Raw genomic sequence first — 20,464 nt, 5'->3', positions numbered from 1 at the left:
CGACGCGATCAAAGATGGCATTGAAGAGCCCACGACTCGATAATCCCTGCTGGATCCCATTCGACTGCCGAGCCGTGCCAATGACCTATTCGATAAAAGGAGCCCGCCTATGAGCGAGGCCCGCAAGAATCCCGACGCCTTTGCCTTGCAGGTGATGCTGGGGCTGTGCCTGATTTGGGGCTGCCAGCAGGTTTTGATCAAGTCGGCGGCGATGGACATCGCGCCGGTGATGCAGGCGGCGTTTCGCAATGGTATTGCGGCCGTGCTGGTGGGGTTGTTGATCTGCTGGCGTGGCGGCTGGGAGCAGGTGGGCAGTACCTGGCGCGCGGGGCTGCTGGCCGGTGCGTTGTTCGGGCTGGAGTTCCTGTTCATCGCCGAGGGCCTGAAGTTGACCTCGGCGGCGCACATGTCGGTGTTTCTGTATACCGCGCCCATTTTCACTGCCCTGGGGCTGCATGTGATGATGCCCAGCGAACGGCTGCGGCTGTTGCAGTGGCTGGGCATCGTGCTGGCGTTCGGCGGTATCGCCCTGGCCTTCGCCGGAGGCGTGTCGTTCGAGCAATTGGACGGGCGCATGTTGCTCGGTGATGCTTTTGGCGTGCTCGCCGGGCTGGCCTGGGGGGCAACCACGGTGGTGGTGCGCGCTTCGAAGTTATCCGAAGCGCCAGCGACACTCACCCTGTTCTACCAGTTGGCCGTCGGTTTTGCCGGGTTGGTTCTGATTGCCTTGCTGAGCGGTCAGATTGGCCAGTTCACCCTCACGCCGCTGGCGGTGGGCAGCGTGCTGTTCCAGGGCGTGGTGGTGTCGTTCGTCAGCTACCTGACCTGGTTCTGGCTGCTGCGCAAATACCTGGCGTCCAACCTGGCAGTGTTCTCGTTCATTACCCCGCTGTTCGGCGTGACTTTCGGTGTGCTGCTGCTGGATGAGCCGCTAAGCCTGAATTTCGTGCTCGGCGCGGTGATGGTGCTGCTCGGTGTGATCATGGTCAGCGCTGAACAGTGGGTGCGCCAGCAACTGCGCAAAGTGGTGGGTTAAGCCCTTTCATCAGCACCAGCACGCCGGCCACGCCCAGGCCCATGGCCGCGAGGATCAGCGCCGGTTGCAAGCCGCCGCTGACATGGCTGCTGACTGCCGCCAGCAGCGGGCCGCTCAGTTGGCCAAGGGCGAAGCATGCGGTGAGCAGACCGGCATTGCGTTGCGTGGCATGCGGCGCCAACTCCCGCGAGCGCTGCATCACCAGCTGCATGCAGGCCAGGAACGGCCCACCGCACAGCAGCACCCCCAGCGCCAGGCCCAGGCCATCGCCCAGCAGGCAGGCCAGCACGCCCAGGCCTTGCAGCCACAGGGTTGCGCTGAGCCAGGCTGCGGTACGACGTGGCCTACGCAGGCCAACCACCAGCACGCCGAGTGCTGCCGCCAGACCGAACGTTGGCCAGAAAAGGTCGGCCTGCCATTGGCCGTGGAACTGATGGCTGGCCATCTGCGACAGGAACGTGGCGGGCAGGATATAGCCGATGCCATACAGTGCGTACACCAGGCCCAGGCGGCCAATCCCCGTACCACGGGTCGGACCTTGGTTGATCACGCCAGCACTGGGCTGCACGGCGCGCGGCAGCCACGGCAGCACCGCCAGCAGCATCACCAGCGCCGCCACGGCGTAGATCAACCACAGCGCCGACGAACCGAGCCCAAGCAGATGCGCCACCAACGCCAGCAGCCCTGTCAGCGCAATACCGGCACCGGGCCCGGCGAACACCAGGGCGCCCTGGCGTTGGCAGCCGTGTGCGTTGGCCAGTTGCTGGGTGAGACTGGTGATCATCACCAGTACCCAGGCGCTGGCGATGCCTGTGCCGAAACGCAGCAGCAGGTGGCTCCAGAATCCGTCGGCGGCTGCTGAGGCCAGGGTCAGCAGCACGCACAGCCATAGCCCCGCGTGCAGGCGCAAGCGTACTTGGCTGGGTTGACGGGCGAACATGCCGTCCACCGCGCCCAGAAAATAGCCTAGGTAGTTGGCTGCCGCGATCAGGCCGCCGGCGGTCAGGTCGAGCTGGCCTTCGGCGATCAGCCGGGGCAGTTGCGGGGTCAGGGCGAAACGCCCGATACCCATGGCCATCATCAAGGCCACGGCGCTGGCCAGCAGTTGGGCGAAGAGCGACATGCTGAGTCTCCTGCTCGAAAGGATGTGATGGCTGGCAGGTTAGGCGTGATTGACTTTCAGTAAAATTGAATAATGATGATCAAGTTGTTCTGTTTTGGAGAATCTCATGGAGTTCAGCCAGCTGCGTATTTTCCAGGCTGTAGCCGAAGAGGGCTCGGTCACGCGTGCCGCCGAGCGCCTGCATCGCGTGCCGTCGAACCTGTCCACACGCCTGCGACAGCTCGAAGAGCAGTTGGGCGTGGAGCTGTTCCTGCGCGAGCGCCAGCGCTTGCAGTTGTCGCCTGCCGGCAAGGTGCTGCTGGACTACGCCAACCGCCTGTCCGCGCTGCGCGACGAAGCGATGGCGGCGGTGCAGGGCGGCCAGCCGGCGGGGGACTTCGTGCTGGGCACTATGTACAGCACCGCCGCCATCCACCTGCCGGCGTTGCTGGCGCGCTATCACCAGGCCTACCCTGCGGTGAACCTGCAAGTGCAGGCCGCCCCAAGTGGCGAGCTGCTCGAAGGGTTGCTCAACCATACGCTCGATGCCGCGCTGGTGGACGGCCCGCCCAGCCTGGCCGGGCTCGATGGCGTGCCACTGTGCGACGAAACCCTGGTGCTGATCAGCAGCCCCGAACACCCGCCGGTGCGCACCGCCAAGGATGTCGCCGGCAAGGCGGTGTTCACCTTCCGCCAGGGCTGCTCGTACCGCATGCGCCTTGAAGCCTGGTACGCGCATGCGCACACGCCCATGGGGCGGGTGATGGAAATCGAGTCCTACCAGAGCATGCTGGCCTGTGTGATCGCAGGTGCGGGCGTGGCGTTGATGGCGCAATCGATGCTCGACAGCCTGCCAGGCCGTGACCGGGTGCGGGCGCATCGGTTGCAAGCCCCCTTCGATCAGGCGACGACCTGGCTGATGTGGCGCCAAGGCATGCGCGGGGCCAATCTGCAGGCCTGGATCGATCTGCAACAAAGCGAAACGATTAGCCGACCGTCGGAAGCTGCGGCCAGTGCTTGATCCGAGTCAAAATCATCCCTATGTGTAGAACAGGCGAATGCGCAATGCAGGACATAGGGCTATGATCTGTATGAAGCATCGCAGGATTGACTGACCGTGAGGCTGACCCGTCGAGGGGGCACTATGAACGAACGCATGTACAACTGGCTCCACGACCTCGCCGTCGCCTTGGGTTTGCTACCGCCACCCTTACAGCCGGTGCCAATCCCGACCGACGAAGAACAGCGTAAGCGCCAGCCGCGCCGCCGCTGATTCCACCGCAGAAAAAGGCCGGCGCATCGTGAAGATGCGCCGGCCTTTTGCGTTTTATCGGTATTCTGATCGTTTCAGGCCAGGTTCACCGCCGCTTCTGGCTTGCGCGAAGCCAGGCTGACGAGCACGAAACTCACCAGGCCAATGGCCAGGCTGTAGTAAATCGGTGAGTTGGCGTCCAGGCCGTCCTTGAACATGAACAGCAGAGCGGTGGCAAAGCCCAACGACATGCTGGCGATGGCCCCGGCGGTGGTGGCGCGCTTCCAGAAAATCGCCCCGATCAGCGGGATCAGCATGCCGCCCACCAGCAGGTTATAGGCCAGGGTCAGGGCGCTGATCACATCGTTCACTGCCAGCGCGATGCCCAGTACCACCAAGCCGGTGAGCAGGGTGAACAGGCGATTGATGCCCAGGCTCGACTGCTTGCCGCCACGCAGCTTGGGCAGCAGGTCTTCGGTCAAGGTGGTCGAGGCGGCCAGCAGGCCTGCGCTGGCGGTCGACATCATCGCGGCCAGTGCGGCGGCCATCAGCAGGCCTCGCACGCCCTCGGGCAGCTGGCCCTTGATCATCTCGGCAAATGCGTTGTTGGGGTTGGCAAGATCCGGCATCAGCACGTGGGCGGCCATGCCGATCAAGGCGCAGGCCAGGCCGTACAGCACGCAATAGACGCCTGCGGTGGTACCGGCGCGCTGGCAGACTTTCTCGTCACGCGCGGTGAACACGCGCTGCCAGATGTCCTGGCCGATCAGGATGCCGAAGAAGTAGATCAGGAAGTAGGTGATGATGGTGTCCCAGCCGATGGTGGTCCAGCTGAAGCTGGACGCCGGCAGCTTGGCCACCAGCATGTCCCAGCCACCGGCCTTGTACAGGCAAACCGGCAGCAGGATGAACATCAGGCCTACGGTCTTGATGATGAACTGGACGATGTCGGTCAGGGTCAGCGACCACATGCCACCGATGGTCGAGTACACCACCACCACGCCACCGCCGAACAGCAGCGCCATCCAGAACGGCACATCCAGCAGCACTTGCAGCACAGTGCCCATGGCCAGGGTCGAGGTCACCCCGATCATCAGCGCGTAGGCGAGCATGATCGCCGCGCTGGCCTGGCGTGCCATGGGGTTGTAGCGACGCTCCAGCACCTGGGTGACGGTGAAGATCTTCAGGCGCAGTAGCGGTTTGGCGAGGAACAGGTTCAGCGCGATGATGCCAAGGCCCAGGGCTGCGCACAGCCAGAAGCCGGAGATCCCATGCACATAGCCCAGGCGTACGGTGCCGACGGTGGAGGCACCGCCCAGCACGGTGGTGGCCATGGTGCCCATGTACAGGGTCGGGCCGAGGTTACGCCCGGCTACCAGGTAGTCTTCATGGGTCTTCGCGCGGCGCATGCCGTAGTAGCCCAGCCCGAGCATGCCGACGGCATAGATCAGTACAACGATGATGTCCAAGGCCATTGGGGGTCTCCCGATTATCTTTATTATGGCGAGATCAGCCGCCCAGGCGGCTCATGGCGCCCGGCGGTGCTGTCTTGTGTTGGCGGGCCTCAGTGGCCCTCCCGGATGGCTCCTGCCGGGGGTGAATCAATTCGTCGCAGAGATCTCTGTAGGAGCGGCCTTGTGCGCGATGGGCTGCTTAGCAGCCGCGGATTTCCTGTACCACCGCATGTGCAGAGGTTGGGGCTGCTGCGCAGCCCATCGCGCACGAGGCCGCTCCTACAAAAAACAGGGCTTCACTGCAATCAGCGGCGTACCACCCCTGGCAGCACGCAGAGCATTTCGAACAGCAGATTGGCCCCCAGCAGCGAGGTGTTGCCGGTGGTGTCATAAGGCGGGGAGACTTCGACCAGGTCACAGCCGATCAGGTCCAGGCCGTGGCAGCCGCGGATGATCTCCATCGCCTGGATGGTGGTCAAGCCGCCGATCTCCGGGGTGCCGGTGCCCGGTGCCCAGGCAGGGTCGATGCCGTCGATGTCGAACGACAGGTACACAGGGCCGCCACCGACCTTCTCGCGCACTTCGGCCATCAGTGGTTGCAACGACTTGTGCCAGCATTCTTCGGCCTGCACCACGCGAAAGCCCTGGCGGCGGCTCCAATTGAAGTCGTCGGCGGTATAGCCCTGGGCGCGCAGGCCGATCTGCACCACGCGGTCGCAATCGAGTAGGCCTTCTTCCACGGCGCGGCGGAAGGTGGTGCCGTGGGCGATCTTCTCGCCGAACATGTGGTCGTTGACGTCGGCGTGGGCATCGATGTGCACCAGGCCGATCTTGCCGTGCTTCTTGTGCAGGGCACGCAGGATGGGCAGGGTGATGGTGTGGTCGCCACCCAGGGTCATGGGGATGACGTTGTGTTCGAGGATCTCGTCGTAGGCTTCTTCGATGATGCGCACGGCGTCCAGCAGGTTGAAGGTGTTGATCGCCACGTCACCGATGTCGGCTACTGACAGCGAGTCGAACGGGGCGGCGCCGGTGGCCATGTTGTACGGGCGGATCATCACCGATTCGGCGCGGATCTGCCGAGGGCCGAAGCGAGTGCCTGAGCGCAGCGAGGTGCCGATGTCCAGCGGTACGCCGATGAACGCGGCGTCCAGGCCCTCAGCGCTTTGCAGGTGGGGCAGGCGAAGCATGGTGGCGATGCCGCCGAAACGCGGCATTTCGTTGCCGCCCAGTGGTTGGTGGAGAATCTTGTCCACGGTGGGCCTCATCAGTCGGTCGATTGTTCTGTTTGTTCGAACCTGTTCCGCCACACGCCTGAAAGACCAAGGATGCCGGCGAGCAGGGACATTTCGCCGCAGTCTGCGCAAGGTAGTGCGTGGGAAGAATCGCTACCGACAAAAACTTACTTCAGGATTTTATGAACTAACCGCGCCGGGGCGCGTTAGACTCTGGCCATTGCCATCCAGCGGACCCCTGATTCCATGGCCTCATCGCTGCCCGACCTGAAACTGCTGCGGATCTTCGCCAGCGTGGTGCGCCACCAGGGATTCGCTAATGCCCAGCGCGACCTGAACCTGTCCACCTCGGCCATCAGTACCTACATGAGCCAGTTGGAAAGCGCCTTGGGTATCGTGCTGTGCCACCGCGGCCGAGGCGGGTTCAGCCTGACCAGCAAGGGCGAGTTGTTCCATCAGGAAACCTTGCGCCTGCTGGGCGAGCTGGACGGCTTCGAGCAGTACGCCGCCGCGCTCAAGGGCGAGCTGCGCGGCACCCTCAACCTGGGGGTGATCGATTCCACCGTGGGCGACCGTGCCTTGCCGCTGGCCGAGGCCATTGGTGCCTATAGCCAGGAGCACCCGGCGGTGCACTTGCACCTGTCGGTCTCAAGCCCCTATGAGCTGCAACTGGGCGTGCAGGACAACCGCCTGGACCTGGCCATCGGCGCGTTTTCCTCGCGCATGAGTGGGTTGTTGTACCAGCCGCTTTACCGCGAGCAGCACTGGTTGTATTGCAGCAGCCGGCATCCGCTGTACGGCGAACGGCGTATCCCGGAGCCGGTGATCACCCAGCAGCGCATGGTCGGGCGGGGTTACTGGAGCCAGGCAGAGTTGGCCCGACACGGCTTCAAGCACAGCGCTGCGACCGTGGAAAGCATGGAGGCGCAGCTGATCCTGATCCTCTCTGGCGCCTACATCGGTTATTTGCCCGAGCACTACGCCCAGGCCTGGGTCGACAAAGGTGACTTGCGCGTGCTGTCGCCGGCCACTTTCGGTTATCAGGCGCCGTTCTCGCTCATCATTCGCCGCGGTCGCAGCCGCGAACCCTTGATCCAGACCTTCCGCGACCTGCTCAAGAGCCAGCTCAACGTCGGCTGAAATCGTGCAGGTCATCAGGCCGAGTGAATTTCCTGCAAAACTTGCTGCTGTCGTGCTGGCCTTCTGCTAAACCTCTACGTGGTTTGATGTTTTACCACTCATCTGGATCAGCAAGGGACCGCCAACGATGCGCATGAATTTGCCCGTCACCGAACACGAGAGAACGTTTCCCAACGAACAGCGGCTGATTTCCACCACCGACCTGAACAGCCGCATCACGTATTGCAATGATGCTTTTGTGGCCATCAGCGGTTTCACCTATGACGAGCTGGTGGGACAGCCGCACAACCTGGTGCGCCATCCCGACATGCCGCCGTCGGTGTTTGGGCATATGTGGGACACCATCAAGCAAGGCAAGCCCTGGATGGGGGTGGTCAAGAACCGCGCCAAGAACGGCGATTTCTACTGGGTCAGCGCGTATGTCACGGCGGTGTACGAAAACGGCCGGATCAGTGGCTACGAATCGGTGCGATCGGTGCCCAGCCGCGCGCAAATCCGCCGCGCCGAGGCGTTGTATGCGCGCTTGCGTGGCGGCCGTGCGCCAGTGCCATGGGCGGCGCGGCTGGCGCAGTTCATGAGTAGCGGCTGGCCGTTGATCGGCGCCGGAGCCCTGTCGGCGCTGGCGTATCTGTGGCTGCCGGCCTATGCCGCCCTGGGCGTGCTGATGGCTAGCTTGCTGGTGGCTTGGTACCTGATCGAAGTGCGCCAGAACCAGGCGATCCGTAGTACCCTCGGCGAGCACCCCAAGGCCTTCACCAGCCCGCTGGTGGCGTTGACCTACAGCGACAGCCCTGGGCTGCGCGGCCAGCTGGACCTGGCTATTTTCAGTGAGGAGGCGCGCTTGCAGACCGCGCTGACGCGCCTGGTCGATGCCGGCGTTGGGGTGAAGTCGCGGGCTGCGCAATCGTCCGAGCTGTCCGATTCGCAGGCGCAGATGCTCGATCGTCAGCGCAGCGAGACCGACCAGTCGGCCACCGCCATCGCGCAAATGGCCGCGACTATCCAGCAAGTCACGCATAACGTACAAAGCACTGCCCACGCTGCCGGCGACGCTGACCAGCTTGCCCAGCAGGGCAGCGACCTGGCGCAGCAAAGCCTGCGCGCCATGGGCAGCATGAGCGAGGCGGTCAGCGATATCGGCCAGGCGGTCAACGCCCTGGCCGAGCAGACCCAGTCGATCGGCGGGGTGGTGGATGTGATCACCTCGATCGCCGAGCAGACCAACCTGCTGGCGCTCAATGCGGCCATCGAGGCGGCCCGTGCCGGTGAGCAGGGCAGGGGCTTTGCCGTGGTGGCCGATGAAGTGCGTTCGCTGGCCCAGCGCACTCGCGCTTCCACCGACGAGATCCACCAGCTGATCGCCACCTTGCGCTCGGGCGCCGACCGCGCGGTGGCCAGTGCCAGCCGTGGCCAGCAGATCTCCCAGGACAGCGTGCACAGTGTCGAGGCGGTGCAGCAGGCGTTGGCCGGTATCGCCCAGGCAGTCAGCCGGATCACCGGCATGAGCCAGCAGATGGCCACGGCCTCCGAGCAGCAGAGCCATGTGGCCGAGGATATCAACCAGCAGATCGTGCGCATCGCACAACTGTGCGATGAAAGTGCGGGCCAGGCCAGGCAAGGCGCCGAGATCAGCCAGGACCTCGAACGCATGGCGGAGTACCTGCACAGCCTAGCGGAGCGGTTCAATCGATAGGGTACGGCGTGCCGGGCGGTCCACGGTCAAGCCCGTTCCCATCGCTTGACACGTGTGTTTCCAGTGGGTGCGGGCCTGCCCGCGCCTGCTGCGCAGAACGGGCTGAAAGTTTCGGGATGTGGCAAAATTCGCCCGCCAACGGAGGCCCTCATGCCCAGACCCCGCTGCGAGCGCTGCCAGCGCCCGCTCGCCCATTGCCTTTGCCCGCTGATCCCGCGCCTCGCCAGCCGCACCCGTGTCGTGTTGCTGCAGCACCCCAGCGAGTCGGCGCACGCCCTCAACACGGCGCGCTTGGCGGCCCTGGGGCTGGTCAATGCCGAGTTGCGCGTGGGCGAAGTGTTCGAAGATCTGGACGCCTTGCTGCAAACCCCTGGCTATCGTCCGGCACTCTTGTTCCCCGGGGCACAAGCACAGGTGCTGGATGCCTACGCCATGCCAGACACCTGCCCGTTGCTGCTGATCGTCCCCGACGGCACCTGGCGCAAGGCGCGCAAGCTGCTGTACCTGAATCCACTGCTGGAAACGCTGCCAAGGGTTACCCTGGCGCAGGTCGCGCCGTCGCGCTATCGCCTGCGCAAGGCGCCCGAGCCTGGGGCGTTGTCGACCCTCGAAGCGGTGGTGCACGCATTGAACACGCTGGAGGCACCGACCGGCTTCGACGCCTTGCTGCGCCCCTTCGACGCCTTGATCGAAGGACAGATCAGCGCCATGGGGCAGGAAACCTTCGCGCGCAATCACGCAGAGCCTTGAGTCTCGGCAGCCTGTTTTGGTTCATCCCAGGAAGCGCGCGCTAGCGTGCGCCCTGTTCTGGTGCGTCGCCGCGCCAGTCGTCCCCTGCGTACCCCTTGGCGCACCTGATGTGGCGTGTTTTCGGCACTGCTATTGCTAGGTCAACTGCGCATCGTTAACGGATATGCATCGCGTGGTCAGGAGTTGAGTATGCCTCGGGACTTTTTCAATGAGATGTACGATGCGGCGGGCACTTGCCGGCCCCATTACCAGGCGTTCGCACGCTGGTTGTCCAACACGCCGTTGGAGCTGTTGGACCAGCGTCGTCGCGAGGCTGATCTGTTGTTTCATCGGGCTGGCATCACGTTCACTCTGTACGGGGATGAGCAGGGGACCGAGCGGTTGATCCCCTTCGATATCATTCCGCGCAGCATCAAGGCCAGCGAATGGCAGGTGGTCGAGCGCGGCTGCATCCAACGGGTGCAGGCCCTGAACCTGTTCCTCGAAGACATCTACCACGACCAGCGCATCCTCAAGCAGGGCATCATCCCGCCGGAGCAGGTGTTGGCCAATGACGGCTACCAGGTGGCCATGCAGGGGCTGGACCTGCACCGGGGTATCTATGCGCACATTGCTGGCGTCGATCTGGTGCGCGATGGCGACGGCAGCTACTACGTGCTCGAAGACAACCTGCGCACCCCCAGCGGCGTGAGCTATATGCTCGAAGACCGCAAGATGATGATGCGCCTGTTCCCCGAGCTGTTCGCCGCCCAGCGGGTGGCTCCCATCGATCACTACCCCAACCTGCTGCTCGATACCCTCAAAAGCTCAAGCCCGCTGGACAACCCCACCACCGTGGTATTGACCCCGGGGCGCTTCAACAGCGCATATTTCGAGCATGCCTTCCTGGCCCGCGAAATGGGTGTGGAACTGGTGGAAGGTGCCGATTTGTTCGTGCGCGACAACCGCGTGTTCATGCGCACCACCTCAGGCCCCCAGGCGGTGGATGTGATCTACCGTCGCTTGGACGACGCCTTCCTCGACCCGCTGACCTTCAACCCTGACTCACTGCTGGGTGTACCCGGCCTGATCACCGCCTACCGCGCTGGCAACGTGGTGCTGGCCAACGCCGTGGGCACCGGGGTGGCCGATGACAAGTCGATCTACCCGTATGTCGACGACATGATCCGCTATTACCTGGCCGAGGAGCCGATCCTGCGCAACGTGCCGACCTGGCAATGCCGCAAGCCCGCCGAGCTGTCTCATGTGCTGGCCAACCTGCCGGAGCTGGTGGTCAAGGAAACCCAAGGTTCAGGCGGCTACGGCATGCTGGTTGGGCCGGCGGCCACGGCGGCAGAGATCGAGGCCTTTCGCGCGCGTATCAAGGCGCGTCCTGAGGCGTACATCGCTCAGCCGACGCTGTGCCTGTCCACCTGCCCAACCTTCGTCGAGAGCGGTATCTCGCCTCGGCATATCGACCTGCGCCCGTTCGTGCTGTCGGGCAAGGAAACCCGTCTGGTCCCTGGCGGCCTGACCCGCGTGGCACTGCGCGAGGGCTCGCTGGTGGTGAACTCGTCGCAGGGCGGCGGTACCAAGGACACCTGGGTGGTGGAGGACTGACTGATGCTTTCAAGGACCGCTTCGGACCTGTACTGGATGTCCCGTTACCTGGAGCGCGCGGAGAACCTCGCGCGCATGCTCGAAGTGAGCTACTCGCTATCGCTGATGCCCCAGGCTGGCCGCAGCGATGGCCGCGCGGAGCTGGCAATGTCGCTGCTGGCGGCCGGAACGCTGGACGATTATCACCGTCGGCATGGCGAACTCGACGTGGAGCGCATGCTGCATTTCTTCGCCCTGGACGACAGCAACCCCGGCAGCATCTACTGCTGTCTACGCGCGGCCCGTGCCAATGCCCATGCGGTGCGTGGGCGGATTACCGCCGATATGTGGGAGAACATCAACGCCACGTGGCTGGAAATGCGCAACATCGCCGACAAAGGCCTGGCGCGCTATGGCATCAACCACTTCTGCGAGTGGGTCAAGGAGCGCTCGCACCTGTTCCGTGGCGCCACGTCCGGCACCATCATGCGCAACGAAGCCTATGGCTTCATCCGCCTGGGCACGTTTCTGGAGCGTGCCGACAACACCTTGCGCCTGCTCGATGCACGCTACGAAATGTTCGGCGAGGAGTCCGAGGAGGTGAGCGACGACTCGGCCCGCGGCTATTACCAGTGGAGCGCCTTGTTGCGCGCGCTGTCTTCATTCGAGGCGTTCAACGAAATCTACCGTACAGCGCCGGGCGCCGAGCAGGTGTCGGAGATGTTGCTGTTGCGCGCGGATGTGCCGCGTTCGCTGCATGCCTGTGTCGAGGAGCTGGCGCACCTGCTGGCGGGATTGCCGGGCGAAAACGGGCGGCCAGCGCAGCGCCTGGCGGCTGAACTGAGCGCACGGCTGCGCTTCACCGGTATCGAAGAGATTCTTGAGTCCGGGCTGCACCAGTGGCTGACCCACTACATCGGTCAGATCAACCACTTGGGGCAGAACGTTCACGATTCCTACCTGGAGGTAGTATGAGACTGTCCATCCGCCATGACACCACCTATCACTACTCCGATGACGTGTGCATGAGCATCCAGCTCCTGCGCCTGACGCCCAAGAGCAGCGCCCGTCAGCGCATCCTGCAATGGCAACTGGAACTGCCGCGCGCGGTGGGCAGTCAGCTCGACCCATATGGCAACGTGCTGCATGTGCTGACCCTCGACGAGCCGCATGGGGCGCTGATGCTCAGCGCCCACGGTGAGGTGGAGATCGATCAGTACCTGGAGGTGGAATACGATACCCAGTCGCCGTTGCCGTTCCTGCGTTCGAGCAAGCTCAGCAGCCCGGATGAGGCCCTGCGCGCCTTTGCCGTGAAGCACTGTGGCGCCCGCCGCGATCGCGCGGCGCTGACCGACTTGATGAACGGATTGGCCGATCATATGCCCTACAGCCCTGGCGCCACGACGGTCGATACCGTGGCCGCCGAAGCCTTCGCCAGGCGTGTCGGGGTGTGCCAGGACCATACCCATGCCTTTCTGGCCTGCGCGCGCAGTCTGGGCGTGCCGGCGCGCTATGTTTCGGGCTACCTGTGCACCGAGGACGAAAGCCATCTGGCCAGCCATGCCTGGGCCGAAGTTTGGCTCGATGACGGCTGGTACAGCTTCGATGTGACCAACCGCCTGGCCCGGCCCGAACGCCACCTGAAGCTGGCGGTCGGGCATGACTACCTCGACGCCTGCCCGGTACGCGGCATGCGCCGTGGCGGCGGAACCGAGTCGATGCAGGCGCAGGTCCTGGTCAGTTCGCTGCCCGAGGCTCAACAGTAACAGCGCCCCCCTTTCATCTGCATGAGCCAGCACCATGACGTACTGCGTTGCCATGCACCTGGCCGATGGCCTGGTGTTCATTTCCGACTCACGCACCAATGCCGGGATCGACCAGATCTCGACGTTTCGCAAGTTGTTCGTGTTCACCCGTCCCGGCGAGCGCCTGATCGTGCTGCAAAGTGCTGGCAACTTGGCTACCTCGCAGTCGGTGGTGAGCCTGCTGCGCCAGCGCTGCAACCAGGAAGTCCAGCACCTGCTCAACGTGCCGACGCTGTATGACGCCACAGCGCTGGTGGCCGAGACGGTACGCGAGGTGATCGCCCGTGACAGTACCAAGCTGTCGGGCAAGGTCGACCTGAGCTGTTCGTTCCTGGTAGGCGGGCAGATCGCCGAGCAGCCCATGGGCGTTTACAGCATCTACCCGCAAGGCAACTTCATCCAGGCCACCGAAGACACGCCGTTCATGCAGTTGGGCGAGAGCAAGTACGGCCGGCCGATTCTCGATCGCAACCTGCTGCATCACACGCCGCTGGGGGAGGGGTTGCGCTGCGGGCTGATCTCGTTCGATTCGACCATGCGCAGCAACCTGTCGGTGGGCATGCCGCTGGATGTCTTGGTGTACCGCAAGGACAGCCTGGTGGCGAGCAACTGTCAGCGGATAACGGCCCAGGATCCGTATTTTCTGCAGATCCAGGCGCAGTGGGCCGATGGCCTGCGGGATCTGTTGGCGGCGTTGCCAGAGCCGCCACAGGCCTACCTTCGCCCGTGTTGACGGGACGTCGTAGGGCCGGGAACGGGCGGGTGCGTGTCACCCGGCTCAGCGCTCGCGCATCGCCTCGGTACGGGCCTTGAGCACCGGCTTCAACAGGTAGTCGAGTACGCTCTTCTGCCCGGTGATGATATCCACCGTGGCGACCATGCCGGGGATGATCAGCAGCGGCTTGTTGTCCCCGCCCAGGTGGTTTTTGTCGGTACGCACTTGGATCAGGTAGAAGGCATTGCCTTTGTCGTCGGTCACGGTGTCTGCGCCGATCAGCTCCAACTTGGCTTTGAGCCCGCCGTAGATCGTGTAGTCATAGGCACTGAACTTGACCATCGCGGTCTGCCCCGGATGCAGGAACGCTACATCCTGTGGTCGTACCTTGGCCTCGATCAGCAGGTTGTCCTCGATCGGCACGATCTCCACCAGGTCGCTGCCGGGCTGCACCACGCCGCCGATGGTGTTGACCTTGAGCATCTTGACGATGCCGCGCACAGGCGACACCACGGTGGTGCGCTTGACCCGGTCGTCGATGGCGATGCTGGTCGCAGTGATCTTCGACAACTCCGTGCGTTTGTCGTTGAGCTCCTTGGCCGCGTCTGAGCGGAAGCTGGCGTCGGATTCCTGGATCTTGCTGCGGATTTCTGCCACCGCCGCTTCGGCACGGGGGATGGCCAGGCTGGTGGCGCTGAGCTGGCCACGGGCTTCGACGCTGCGTTGTTTCAGGCGCAGGATCTCCACGGGCGAGATGGCGCCTTTGCCCACCAGCGGCGTGGACATGTCCAGCTCCTGCTGCAACAGGGCCACGGCCGAGCGGTACTGGTCGACTTTGGAGCGAAACTCGGCCAACTCCTGGGTCTTCTGACGCAGTTGTTCGTTGAGGGTCTGCTTTTCGCTGGCCAGCCGGCGCTGGCGCGAGTCGTAGAGTGCGGCCTCGTCGGCGGCGACCTGCGGGGCTTTGCTGCGCACTTCATCGGACAGCACGAACGGCTTGCCCTCGGCCTCGGCCGACAGGCGCTCGACCTGGGCGGTGAGGGCGTAGCGATCGGCTTCGCTTTCGCCCTTGTTGGACTTGAACCGAGTGTCATCCAGGCGCAGCAGGGTGGCGCCCTTGGCCACCATCTGCCCTTCGCGCACGAAGATCTCGGTGACGATACCGCCTTCGAGGTTCTGCACGACCTGCACCTTGCTCGATGGGATGGCCTTGCCCTCGCCGACCGTGACTTCGTCGAGCACCGCGAAGTTGGCCCACACCAGCGCTACCAGCAGCAGGCTGGCGGCTAGCCACACGGTCAGGCGCGAAAGACGCGGTGAATCCTGCAAGGTGGCGCCGGCAAGCTCGGGCATGTAATCGCGTTCGGCGCGCTTGTCTGCACCTTGGACATAGCTGTGCACGCGATGCTCGATGGACATGGGCTACCTCCAAGACAGAGTAGGGCCGGTGCGGGGCTGTGCGTTCAAAATGCCGAGCCGATACGCCCCTTGCGCAGCGCATCGATGACTGAGTCTTTCGGACCGTCGGCGACGATCTTGCCGTTGTCCAGTACCAACAGCCGGTCCACCAGGCTGAGCATCGAGGTGCGGTGGGTGACCAGCAGCAACGTCTTGCCAGGTACCCAGCCCATCAGGCGTTGGCGCAGTTGGTCTTCGCTGCTGTTGTCCATGTGGCTGGTGGGTTCGTCGAGAATCAGGATCGGCGGTTCCAGCAGCAGTGCCCGTGCCAGCAGCACCGCCTGGCGCTGGCCGCCGGAGAGCAGTTGGCCACGTTCGCCCACGGGGCGGTCGAAGCCTTGCGGGTGCTGTCGGGCCAGCTCGCTCACCCCTGTCAGTTCGGCCACCTCTAGCATGCGCGCGTCGCTCACCTGGCGGGCACCGAGGGTTAGGTTGTCGCGCAGGCTGCCGGCCAGCAGAGGCAGGTCGTGGGCCACGTAGCCAAGCTGGCTGCGCAGGTCGGCGATGTCCAACTGGCGCAGGTCGAGGTTGTCCAACAGCACCTGGCCTTCGTCGGGGTGGTGAAAGCCCATGAGCAGGCGGGTCAGGGTGCTCTTGCCCGAGCCGCTGCGGCCGATGATGCCGATGCGCTCGCCAGGCGCCAGGTTGAAGTGGATGTCGTTCAGCGCAGCAGCGCTTTGTCCGGGGTAGCGGAACGTGGCGTGGCTGACGCTCAGGGCGCCTTGCAGGGCGGTGTGCTCAAGGGCGTGGTGTTCAGCCTGGCGCTCCTGGGGCAAGCCCATCAGGGCGTCGGTACTGCGCATGGTCAGTTGGGCTTGCTGGTAGCGTGTGATCAGCCCGGCGATCTGCCCGAGCGGGGCGAGTACCCGGCTACCAAGCATGTAGCTGGCCACCAGCGCGCCGACGCTGAGATTGCCGGCAATGATGCTGTACACGCCGGCCACGATGGTGGCCATGCCGCAGAACTGCTGGATGAACAGCGTCCCGTTGGTGGCCAGCGACGACAGGTTGCGCGCGTGGGCATCGAGCCTTGCGATAGCGCCGTTGGTGTGTTCCCACTGATACTGGCGTTCGCTCTCGGCGCCACAGGCCTTGAGGGTTTCCAGCCCGCCAAGGGTCTCGATCAGCAGCGCCTGGCGCACGGCACCCAGGCTCAGGCTCTTTTGCACGGTGTCGCGCAAACGTGCCTGGATCAGCAGCGCCAGGCCCACCGCCAGTGGGAAGGCGATCAGCGGAATCAGCACCAGCCAGCCGCCGAGCAGGCCGATTACCACGAGCATCAGGGCAACGAAGGGCAGGTCGATGATGCTGGTCAAGGTCACTGCCGTGAGGAATTCGCGCAGGCCCTGGAAGTCATGGATGCTTTGCGCGAACCCGCCGATGGTGGCAGGACGTGCCTTCATGCTCATGCCGGTGATGCGCTCGAATAGCGTGGCAGAGAGGATCAGGTCGGTTTTCTTGCCAGCCTGGTCCAGCAGATGGGCGCGCACCATGCGCAACACCAGCTCGAAGGCCGTGCCGATGAACAGGCCGGCCACCAGCACCCACAAGGTTGATAGCGCCTGATTGGGGACCACGCGGTCGTAAGTCTGCATGACGAACAACGGCACCATTAGCCCCAGCAGGTTGATCAGCAGGCTCGCCAGCAGTGCGTCGCCGTACAGCCAGCGGGAATGGCGCAGGGTGTCGCGAAACCACGCCTCGACCCGAGGCAACAGCGGCGCGCGCAGGTCTTCAAGGGTATGCCGGGGGCGCGCGAACAGGGCGTGACCACTGTAGGCCTGGGCGAGCGCATCGGCCTCCACCCATTGTTCGCCGCCGTCGGCCTCGCATGGCAACAGCAGCGCACGGCCGTTGTCGTCCCTGCGTTGCAGTACCGCGCTGCGACCATCGTTGAGTATCAACAGTACTGGCAGGTTGAGCGGGGAAATGGCGTTCAGCTCGCGCGCCAGCACGCGAGCCTGCAACCCCGCCCGCGCGGCGGCGCGCGGCAGCAACGCCAGGCTCAAGCGCTGGCCGGCCATGGGCAGGCCACTGCACAAGCTCGCGCGACTGGCCGTGCAACCCTGTAGCCGGCACAGGATCAGCAGGCCATCGAGCAGCGGATCATCGATGTCCACACGCGGCTGCGCGCTTTGCATACTGGTCACGATGGCCTACTCCTGTCACGGTGGACGGGGAATGGGCGCTGGTTGAAAAGTCCTTGTTTCGTCCAGTCCCTGGGACGGGCGCGAAAAGTGGCCGCAGCGACCGGATGAACCTGCGCCCACGCAGGCACTTTTCGCACACGACTTCAACGCATGTCCGGTAGCCGGGCTTCGTTCCTCACGTCGGTCTTGGCGACGGCTTCCGGTGGCAACGAGATGCGTTGCTTGCTCAGCAACTCGCCCATGTTCGCCAGCAAGCGGTACATGGAAAACTCCTCGGTGTAACGCACCTCGGTGTAGCGTCGGTTGGCGTTGTACAGCTCGTTTTCGCTGTCGAGTACGTCGAGCAGGGTGCGCTGGCCCAGCCCAAACTGGTCTTGGTAGGCCGCGCGTACCCGTTGCGTGGTTTCGGCATACTCGCGCGCGCTCGGGGTCTGCTTGCGCGCGTTGTTCATGGCATTCCATGCCAGGCTGAGGTTTTCGTTGAGTTCGCGCAGAGCGTTGTTACGGATGTCCATGGCCTGGTTGATCTTATGCGCATCCGACTGTAGACGGGCCTTGTCGCTGCCGCCGCGGAACAGGTTGTAGCTGAGTTCGACACCGGCCTGCCAGTCATTGTTGGAATGGCCCTTCTGACCGCCGATGTTGTTGTCGGCACCGGTGGCCAGTACGGCGTCCAGGCGCGGGTAGAACGGCGATTTGGCGACTTCGTACTGTTGCTCGGCCGACTGCACGTCGGCCTGGGCGGATTTGAGGTAGGGGTTGTTTTCCAGCATGCCTTGGCGAGCTGCCTGCAGGTCGGCAGGCACTTGGGCCTTGATGGTGGAGGGCGTTTCCAGTTCATCAGGCATGCGCCCGACGACACTGAAGAAGTTGGCCTCGGCATCGGCCAGGTCGACTTCGGCGGTGTCCATGTTGTTCTCAGCCAGTGCCCGACGAGCGCGAGACTGATCAAGGTCGGCGGTACTCCCCACGCCGCGCTCGCTGCGCAAGCCGATCTGGTCGTTGACCCGCAAGTGGGCTTGCAGGTTATTACGTGCCAAGGTAACCAACTCACGGCGTTTGAGCACTTCGAGATACACCTCGACCGCGCGCAGGGCCACCGTTTCAGCGGTGGCCTGGGTGTAGTAGGCCCGTGAGGCCGCGACCGCCTCGGTGCGACCGACTTCGTTGGCGGTGTTGAAACCGTCGAACAGCATCTGGCGCAGGCGCAGTTCGGACTGGGTGTAGTTGAGGGTTTCTTTATTGTGATTGCGCGTGCCGTCGGCGTTGAAGCCACGGGTATTGGTATTGTCCGAGCGCTGACGGCCGTAGCCGGCGACCAGGTCGACGGTCGGGTAGTACCCCCCGCGGGCGAATTTCACATCCTCGTCAGCCGACAGCCTGTTGTTGCGGCTGGCACTGATCTCTGGATGGTGGTCCACAGCGTTCTGGACGGCCTCGGTGATCGACATCGCCTGACTGTCGGCACACGCCATGGCCAACAGAATTGCACCGGTGATGGGCGTTAAAGCGCGCATGGGGTACTTCTCCCTGGTCTCAAAAATGTTCCTGCAATCGCCAAAAAAATGGCGAAAAATAAGAGTCAAACCGTTTCAGGTTTGTAACAACAGAGCTAAGAACATTTGTGGGGCAAGCTAAGAAGAATTTTTCATAAGGTATATGCGAAAAAAAACTTATGAGGTCTAAGGAATCCACGACATTGTTGCAAACAGGTGGCTCGATGAATCGTCTGGAATACGCGGTTTTTCGGGCTTCGGCGGAAGTTCCAGTTTTTTTGCAGCGAAGCAGACCGGGGAGGAAGGCGAAAGCGGTATTTGGCGACAATAAATTGGCATTTAAGAGTGGCCACTACCCGTAACCGCTATCGCGACAGTGTCACAAGGAATGTGATTTTCGACGTGAGGACGGCGCTCCAACAACCGTTAAACACCGGAGCGGCGCACGTTATACCCGACATGTCTTGATCTGCGAAAAGCCCATCGGCAGGGGAGGCGTGCGCACATGGCCAGATTAGTCGGCGTGGTCAGCAAGGTGATCGGGCAGGTATTCGCGGTGGATGACGACGGTCATCGACGCGTACTGGTGGAGGGCGACCGGCTGTACGCGGGCGAACAACTGGAAACCGGCAGCACTGGCGCGGTAGCGGTGCGCCTGCACAACGGCGCCGAACTCACGCTGGGGCGTGACAGCAGCCTTGAGATGACGCCCGAGCTGCTTGCCAATCGCGCGCCCCACCTGCATGCGCCTGATGCCGTCCCCAGCGAAGCGCAGCTCAGCGATGTGGAGCAACTGCAACGCGCCATTGCAGCCGGCAGTGACCCGACCCAGGATGCCGAGGCCACCGCCGCCGGCCCCAATCCTGGTGGCAATGGTGCGCTGGGCGGCGGACACAGCTTTGTGCTGCTGACCGAGGTGGCCGGGCGTGTCGACCCTAGCATTGGTTTTCCTACGGCGGGCTTCAACAATGTGCCGGAACTGGCCCGTGACTACCTGGGCGAGCGCAGCAACGACAGCAACCCGGGCACGTTTACCCCAACGCCGCCGGATCATCCGGTTACGCTGGTGGGACTGGATGTCGAGCCGGGTGAGCTGACCCTCGACGAAGCCAACTTGCCGCAAGGGTCGGTGAACGATCCGAGCCAGTTGACCCAACACGGAAGCTTCACCGTGGTGGCGCCGGACGGTGTGTTCAACCTCAGTGTCGGCGGCATCAATGTGGTCACCGCAGGCGTGGTCACCGGGGTTGGCCAGTCGATCACGACCGCGCTGGGTAACACATTGACGATCACCGGCTACAACCCTGGCACGGGCGTGGTGAGCTACAGTTACACGCTGACCGGTGCCGATCAGCATGCCGATGGGGCGGGCAACAACGTGCTGTCCGAGCATTTCCCGGTGCTGGTCAGCGACACTGACGGCGATGTGGCCAGCGGCTCGCTGGATGTGAACATCATCGACGACGTGCCCAAAGCGGTGGATGACCACAACGCCACGCCTGCCACTGAACTGCACACCGAGCTGACCGGCAATGTGCTGGACAACGACACCCAGGGCGCCGACCGCGTGCCGGGCGGCATGGTCCAGGGCGGCAGCTTC

The 20,464-nt window shown here is 63.7% G+C and carries 16 protein-coding genes and 2 pseudogenes; 12 read left to right on the top strand and 6 right to left on the bottom strand.

Translation table 11 applies throughout. From position 1 onward, the window contains the following. The first annotated feature begins 109 nt into the window (after nt 1–109). Entirely contained in the window at nt 110–1,036 is a 927-nt protein-coding gene (locus ACNFIC_RS04240) for a DMT family transporter (RefSeq protein WP_416780054.1), read from the top strand. Here the strand turns inward: ACNFIC_RS04240 and ACNFIC_RS04235 are convergent. After that, complete coding sequence (locus ACNFIC_RS04235) at nt 987–2,159, bottom strand: MFS transporter (protein WP_416780052.1); 1,173 nt, start codon at nt 2,157–2,159, stop codon at nt 987–989. The genes ACNFIC_RS04240 and ACNFIC_RS04235 overlap by 50 nt on opposite strands. 106 nt (nt 2,160–2,265) lie before the next feature. On the opposite strand from ACNFIC_RS04235, the gene ptrR reads away from it, so the two are divergent. Beyond that, nucleotides 2,266–3,159, top strand: coding sequence for a putrescine utilization regulator PtrR (gene ptrR / locus ACNFIC_RS04230; RefSeq protein ID WP_138218298.1), 894 nt, complete (start codon nt 2,266–2,268; stop codon nt 3,157–3,159). Nucleotides 3,160–3,282: 123 nt separating this feature from the next. Then, nucleotides 3,283–3,411: a PA1414 family protein gene (locus ACNFIC_RS04225; protein WP_256206021.1), complete on the top strand. Its 129-nt coding sequence runs from the start codon at nt 3,283–3,285 to the stop codon at nt 3,409–3,411. 74 nt (nt 3,412–3,485) lie between these two features. Here the strand turns inward: ACNFIC_RS04225 and ACNFIC_RS04220 are convergent, their stop codons facing one another. Then, a complete protein-coding gene (locus ACNFIC_RS04220) occupies nt 3,486–4,865 on the bottom strand; it encodes a sodium:solute symporter (RefSeq protein ID WP_416780049.1) in 1,380 nt (459 codons plus the stop codon). 284 nt (nt 4,866–5,149) lie between these two features. Next, nucleotides 5,150–6,100, bottom strand: coding sequence for an agmatinase (gene speB, locus ACNFIC_RS04215; RefSeq protein ID WP_138218296.1), 951 nt, complete (start codon nt 6,098–6,100; stop codon nt 5,150–5,152). A 225-nt stretch (nt 6,101–6,325) separates the two neighbouring features. Here speB and ACNFIC_RS04210 point away from each other — a divergent pair, with 225 nt between their 5' ends. From ACNFIC_RS04210 to ACNFIC_RS04175, 8 genes and pseudogenes are all read left to right on the top strand, one after another. Next, a complete protein-coding gene (locus ACNFIC_RS04210; RefSeq protein ID WP_138218295.1) occupies nt 6,326–7,219 on the top strand; it encodes a LysR family transcriptional regulator in 894 nt (297 codons plus the stop codon). 127 nt (nt 7,220–7,346) lie between these two features. Next, nucleotides 7,347–7,628 (top strand): annotated as a pseudogene (locus ACNFIC_RS04205) (PAS domain-containing protein); the annotation flags it as partial. 309 nt (nt 7,629–7,937) lie between these two features. Next, a pseudogene (locus ACNFIC_RS04200) lies at nt 7,938–8,912 on the top strand (methyl-accepting chemotaxis protein); the annotation flags it as partial. Nucleotides 8,913–9,062: 150 nt separating this feature from the next. Further along, complete coding sequence (locus ACNFIC_RS04195) at nt 9,063–9,662, top strand: tRNA-uridine aminocarboxypropyltransferase (protein WP_138218293.1); 600 nt, start codon at nt 9,063–9,065, stop codon at nt 9,660–9,662. A gap of 189 nt (nt 9,663–9,851) precedes the next feature. Then, nucleotides 9,852–11,261: a circularly permuted type 2 ATP-grasp protein gene (locus tag ACNFIC_RS04190; protein WP_138218292.1), complete on the top strand. Its 1,410-nt coding sequence runs from the start codon at nt 9,852–9,854 to the stop codon at nt 11,259–11,261. 3 nt (nt 11,262–11,264) lie between these two features. Further along, nucleotides 11,265–12,215 (top strand): alpha-E domain-containing protein, encoded by a 951-nt coding sequence (locus ACNFIC_RS04185; protein ID WP_138218291.1) that lies wholly within the window; start codon nt 11,265–11,267, stop codon nt 12,213–12,215. Then, entirely contained in the window at nt 12,212–13,006 is a 795-nt protein-coding gene (locus ACNFIC_RS04180; protein WP_138218290.1) for a transglutaminase family protein, read from the top strand. Before ACNFIC_RS04185 ends, ACNFIC_RS04180 begins: the two co-directional genes overlap by 4 nt. 34 nt (nt 13,007–13,040) lie before the next feature. Next, the gene (locus ACNFIC_RS04175) at nt 13,041–13,778 is read left to right on the top strand and encodes a peptidase (RefSeq protein ID WP_138218289.1); all 738 of its coding nucleotides are present in this window, start codon (nt 13,041–13,043) and stop codon (nt 13,776–13,778) included. A 45-nt stretch (nt 13,779–13,823) separates the two neighbouring features. Here ACNFIC_RS04175 and ACNFIC_RS04170 read toward each other — a convergent pair whose 3' ends face one another. From ACNFIC_RS04170 to ACNFIC_RS04160, 3 genes are all read right to left on the bottom strand, one after another. Beyond that, nucleotides 13,824–15,179, bottom strand: coding sequence for an HlyD family type I secretion periplasmic adaptor subunit (locus ACNFIC_RS04170; RefSeq protein WP_416780044.1), 1,356 nt, complete (start codon nt 15,177–15,179; stop codon nt 13,824–13,826). A 44-nt stretch (nt 15,180–15,223) separates the two neighbouring features. Continuing rightward, nucleotides 15,224–17,359: a type I secretion system permease/ATPase gene (locus ACNFIC_RS04165; RefSeq protein WP_416780621.1), complete on the bottom strand. Its 2,136-nt coding sequence runs from the start codon at nt 17,357–17,359 to the stop codon at nt 15,224–15,226. Between the two features lie 152 nt (nt 17,360–17,511). Then, a complete protein-coding gene (locus tag ACNFIC_RS04160) occupies nt 17,512–18,885 on the bottom strand; it encodes a TolC family outer membrane protein (RefSeq protein WP_138218287.1) in 1,374 nt (457 codons plus the stop codon). A gap of 484 nt (nt 18,886–19,369) precedes the next feature. Between ACNFIC_RS04160 and ACNFIC_RS04155 the strand changes: the two genes are divergently transcribed. Next, on the top strand, nt 19,370–20,464 hold a 1,095-nt coding region (locus ACNFIC_RS04155), incomplete at its 3' end, for a retention module-containing protein (RefSeq protein ID WP_416780042.1).

Source organism: Pseudomonas sp. NY15463, from assembly GCF_048068415.1.
Taxonomy (GTDB): Bacteria; Pseudomonadota; Gammaproteobacteria; order Pseudomonadales; family Pseudomonadaceae; genus Aquipseudomonas; species Aquipseudomonas mosselii_C.
This window is presented reverse-complemented; position numbering and strand designations above follow the sequence as displayed.

Bases quoted from the DNA above. Each gene is read 5' to 3' on its own strand.
- ACNFIC_RS04240 (WP_416780054.1), top strand. From the start codon at position 110: ATGAGCGAGGCCCGCAAGAATCCCGACGCCTTTGCCTTGCAGGTGATG.
- ACNFIC_RS04235 (WP_416780052.1), bottom strand. From the start codon at position 2,159: ATGTCGCTCTTCGCCCAACTGCTGGCCAGCGCCGTGGCCTTGATGATG.
- ptrR (WP_138218298.1), top strand. From the start codon at position 2,266: ATGGAGTTCAGCCAGCTGCGTATTTTCCAGGCTGTAGCCGAAGAGGGC.
- ACNFIC_RS04225 (WP_256206021.1), top strand. From the start codon at position 3,283: ATGAACGAACGCATGTACAACTGGCTCCACGACCTCGCCGTCGCCTTG.
- ACNFIC_RS04220 (WP_416780049.1), bottom strand. From the start codon at position 4,865: ATGGCCTTGGACATCATCGTTGTACTGATCTATGCCGTCGGCATGCTC.
- ACNFIC_RS04210 (WP_138218295.1), top strand. From the start codon at position 6,326: ATGGCCTCATCGCTGCCCGACCTGAAACTGCTGCGGATCTTCGCCAGC.
- ACNFIC_RS04195 (WP_138218293.1), top strand. From the start codon at position 9,063: ATGCCCAGACCCCGCTGCGAGCGCTGCCAGCGCCCGCTCGCCCATTGC.
- ACNFIC_RS04190 (WP_138218292.1), top strand. From the start codon at position 9,852: ATGCCTCGGGACTTTTTCAATGAGATGTACGATGCGGCGGGCACTTGC.
- ACNFIC_RS04185 (WP_138218291.1), top strand. From the start codon at position 11,265: ATGCTTTCAAGGACCGCTTCGGACCTGTACTGGATGTCCCGTTACCTG.
- ACNFIC_RS04180 (WP_138218290.1), top strand. From the start codon at position 12,212: ATGAGACTGTCCATCCGCCATGACACCACCTATCACTACTCCGATGAC.
- ACNFIC_RS04175 (WP_138218289.1), top strand. From the start codon at position 13,041: ATGACGTACTGCGTTGCCATGCACCTGGCCGATGGCCTGGTGTTCATT.
- ACNFIC_RS04170 (WP_416780044.1), bottom strand. From the start codon at position 15,179: ATGTCCATCGAGCATCGCGTGCACAGCTATGTCCAAGGTGCAGACAAG.
- ACNFIC_RS04165 (WP_416780621.1), bottom strand. From the start codon at position 17,359: ATGCAAAGCGCGCAGCCGCGTGTGGACATCGATGATCCGCTGCTCGAT.
- ACNFIC_RS04160 (WP_138218287.1), bottom strand. From the start codon at position 18,885: ATGCGCGCTTTAACGCCCATCACCGGTGCAATTCTGTTGGCCATGGCG.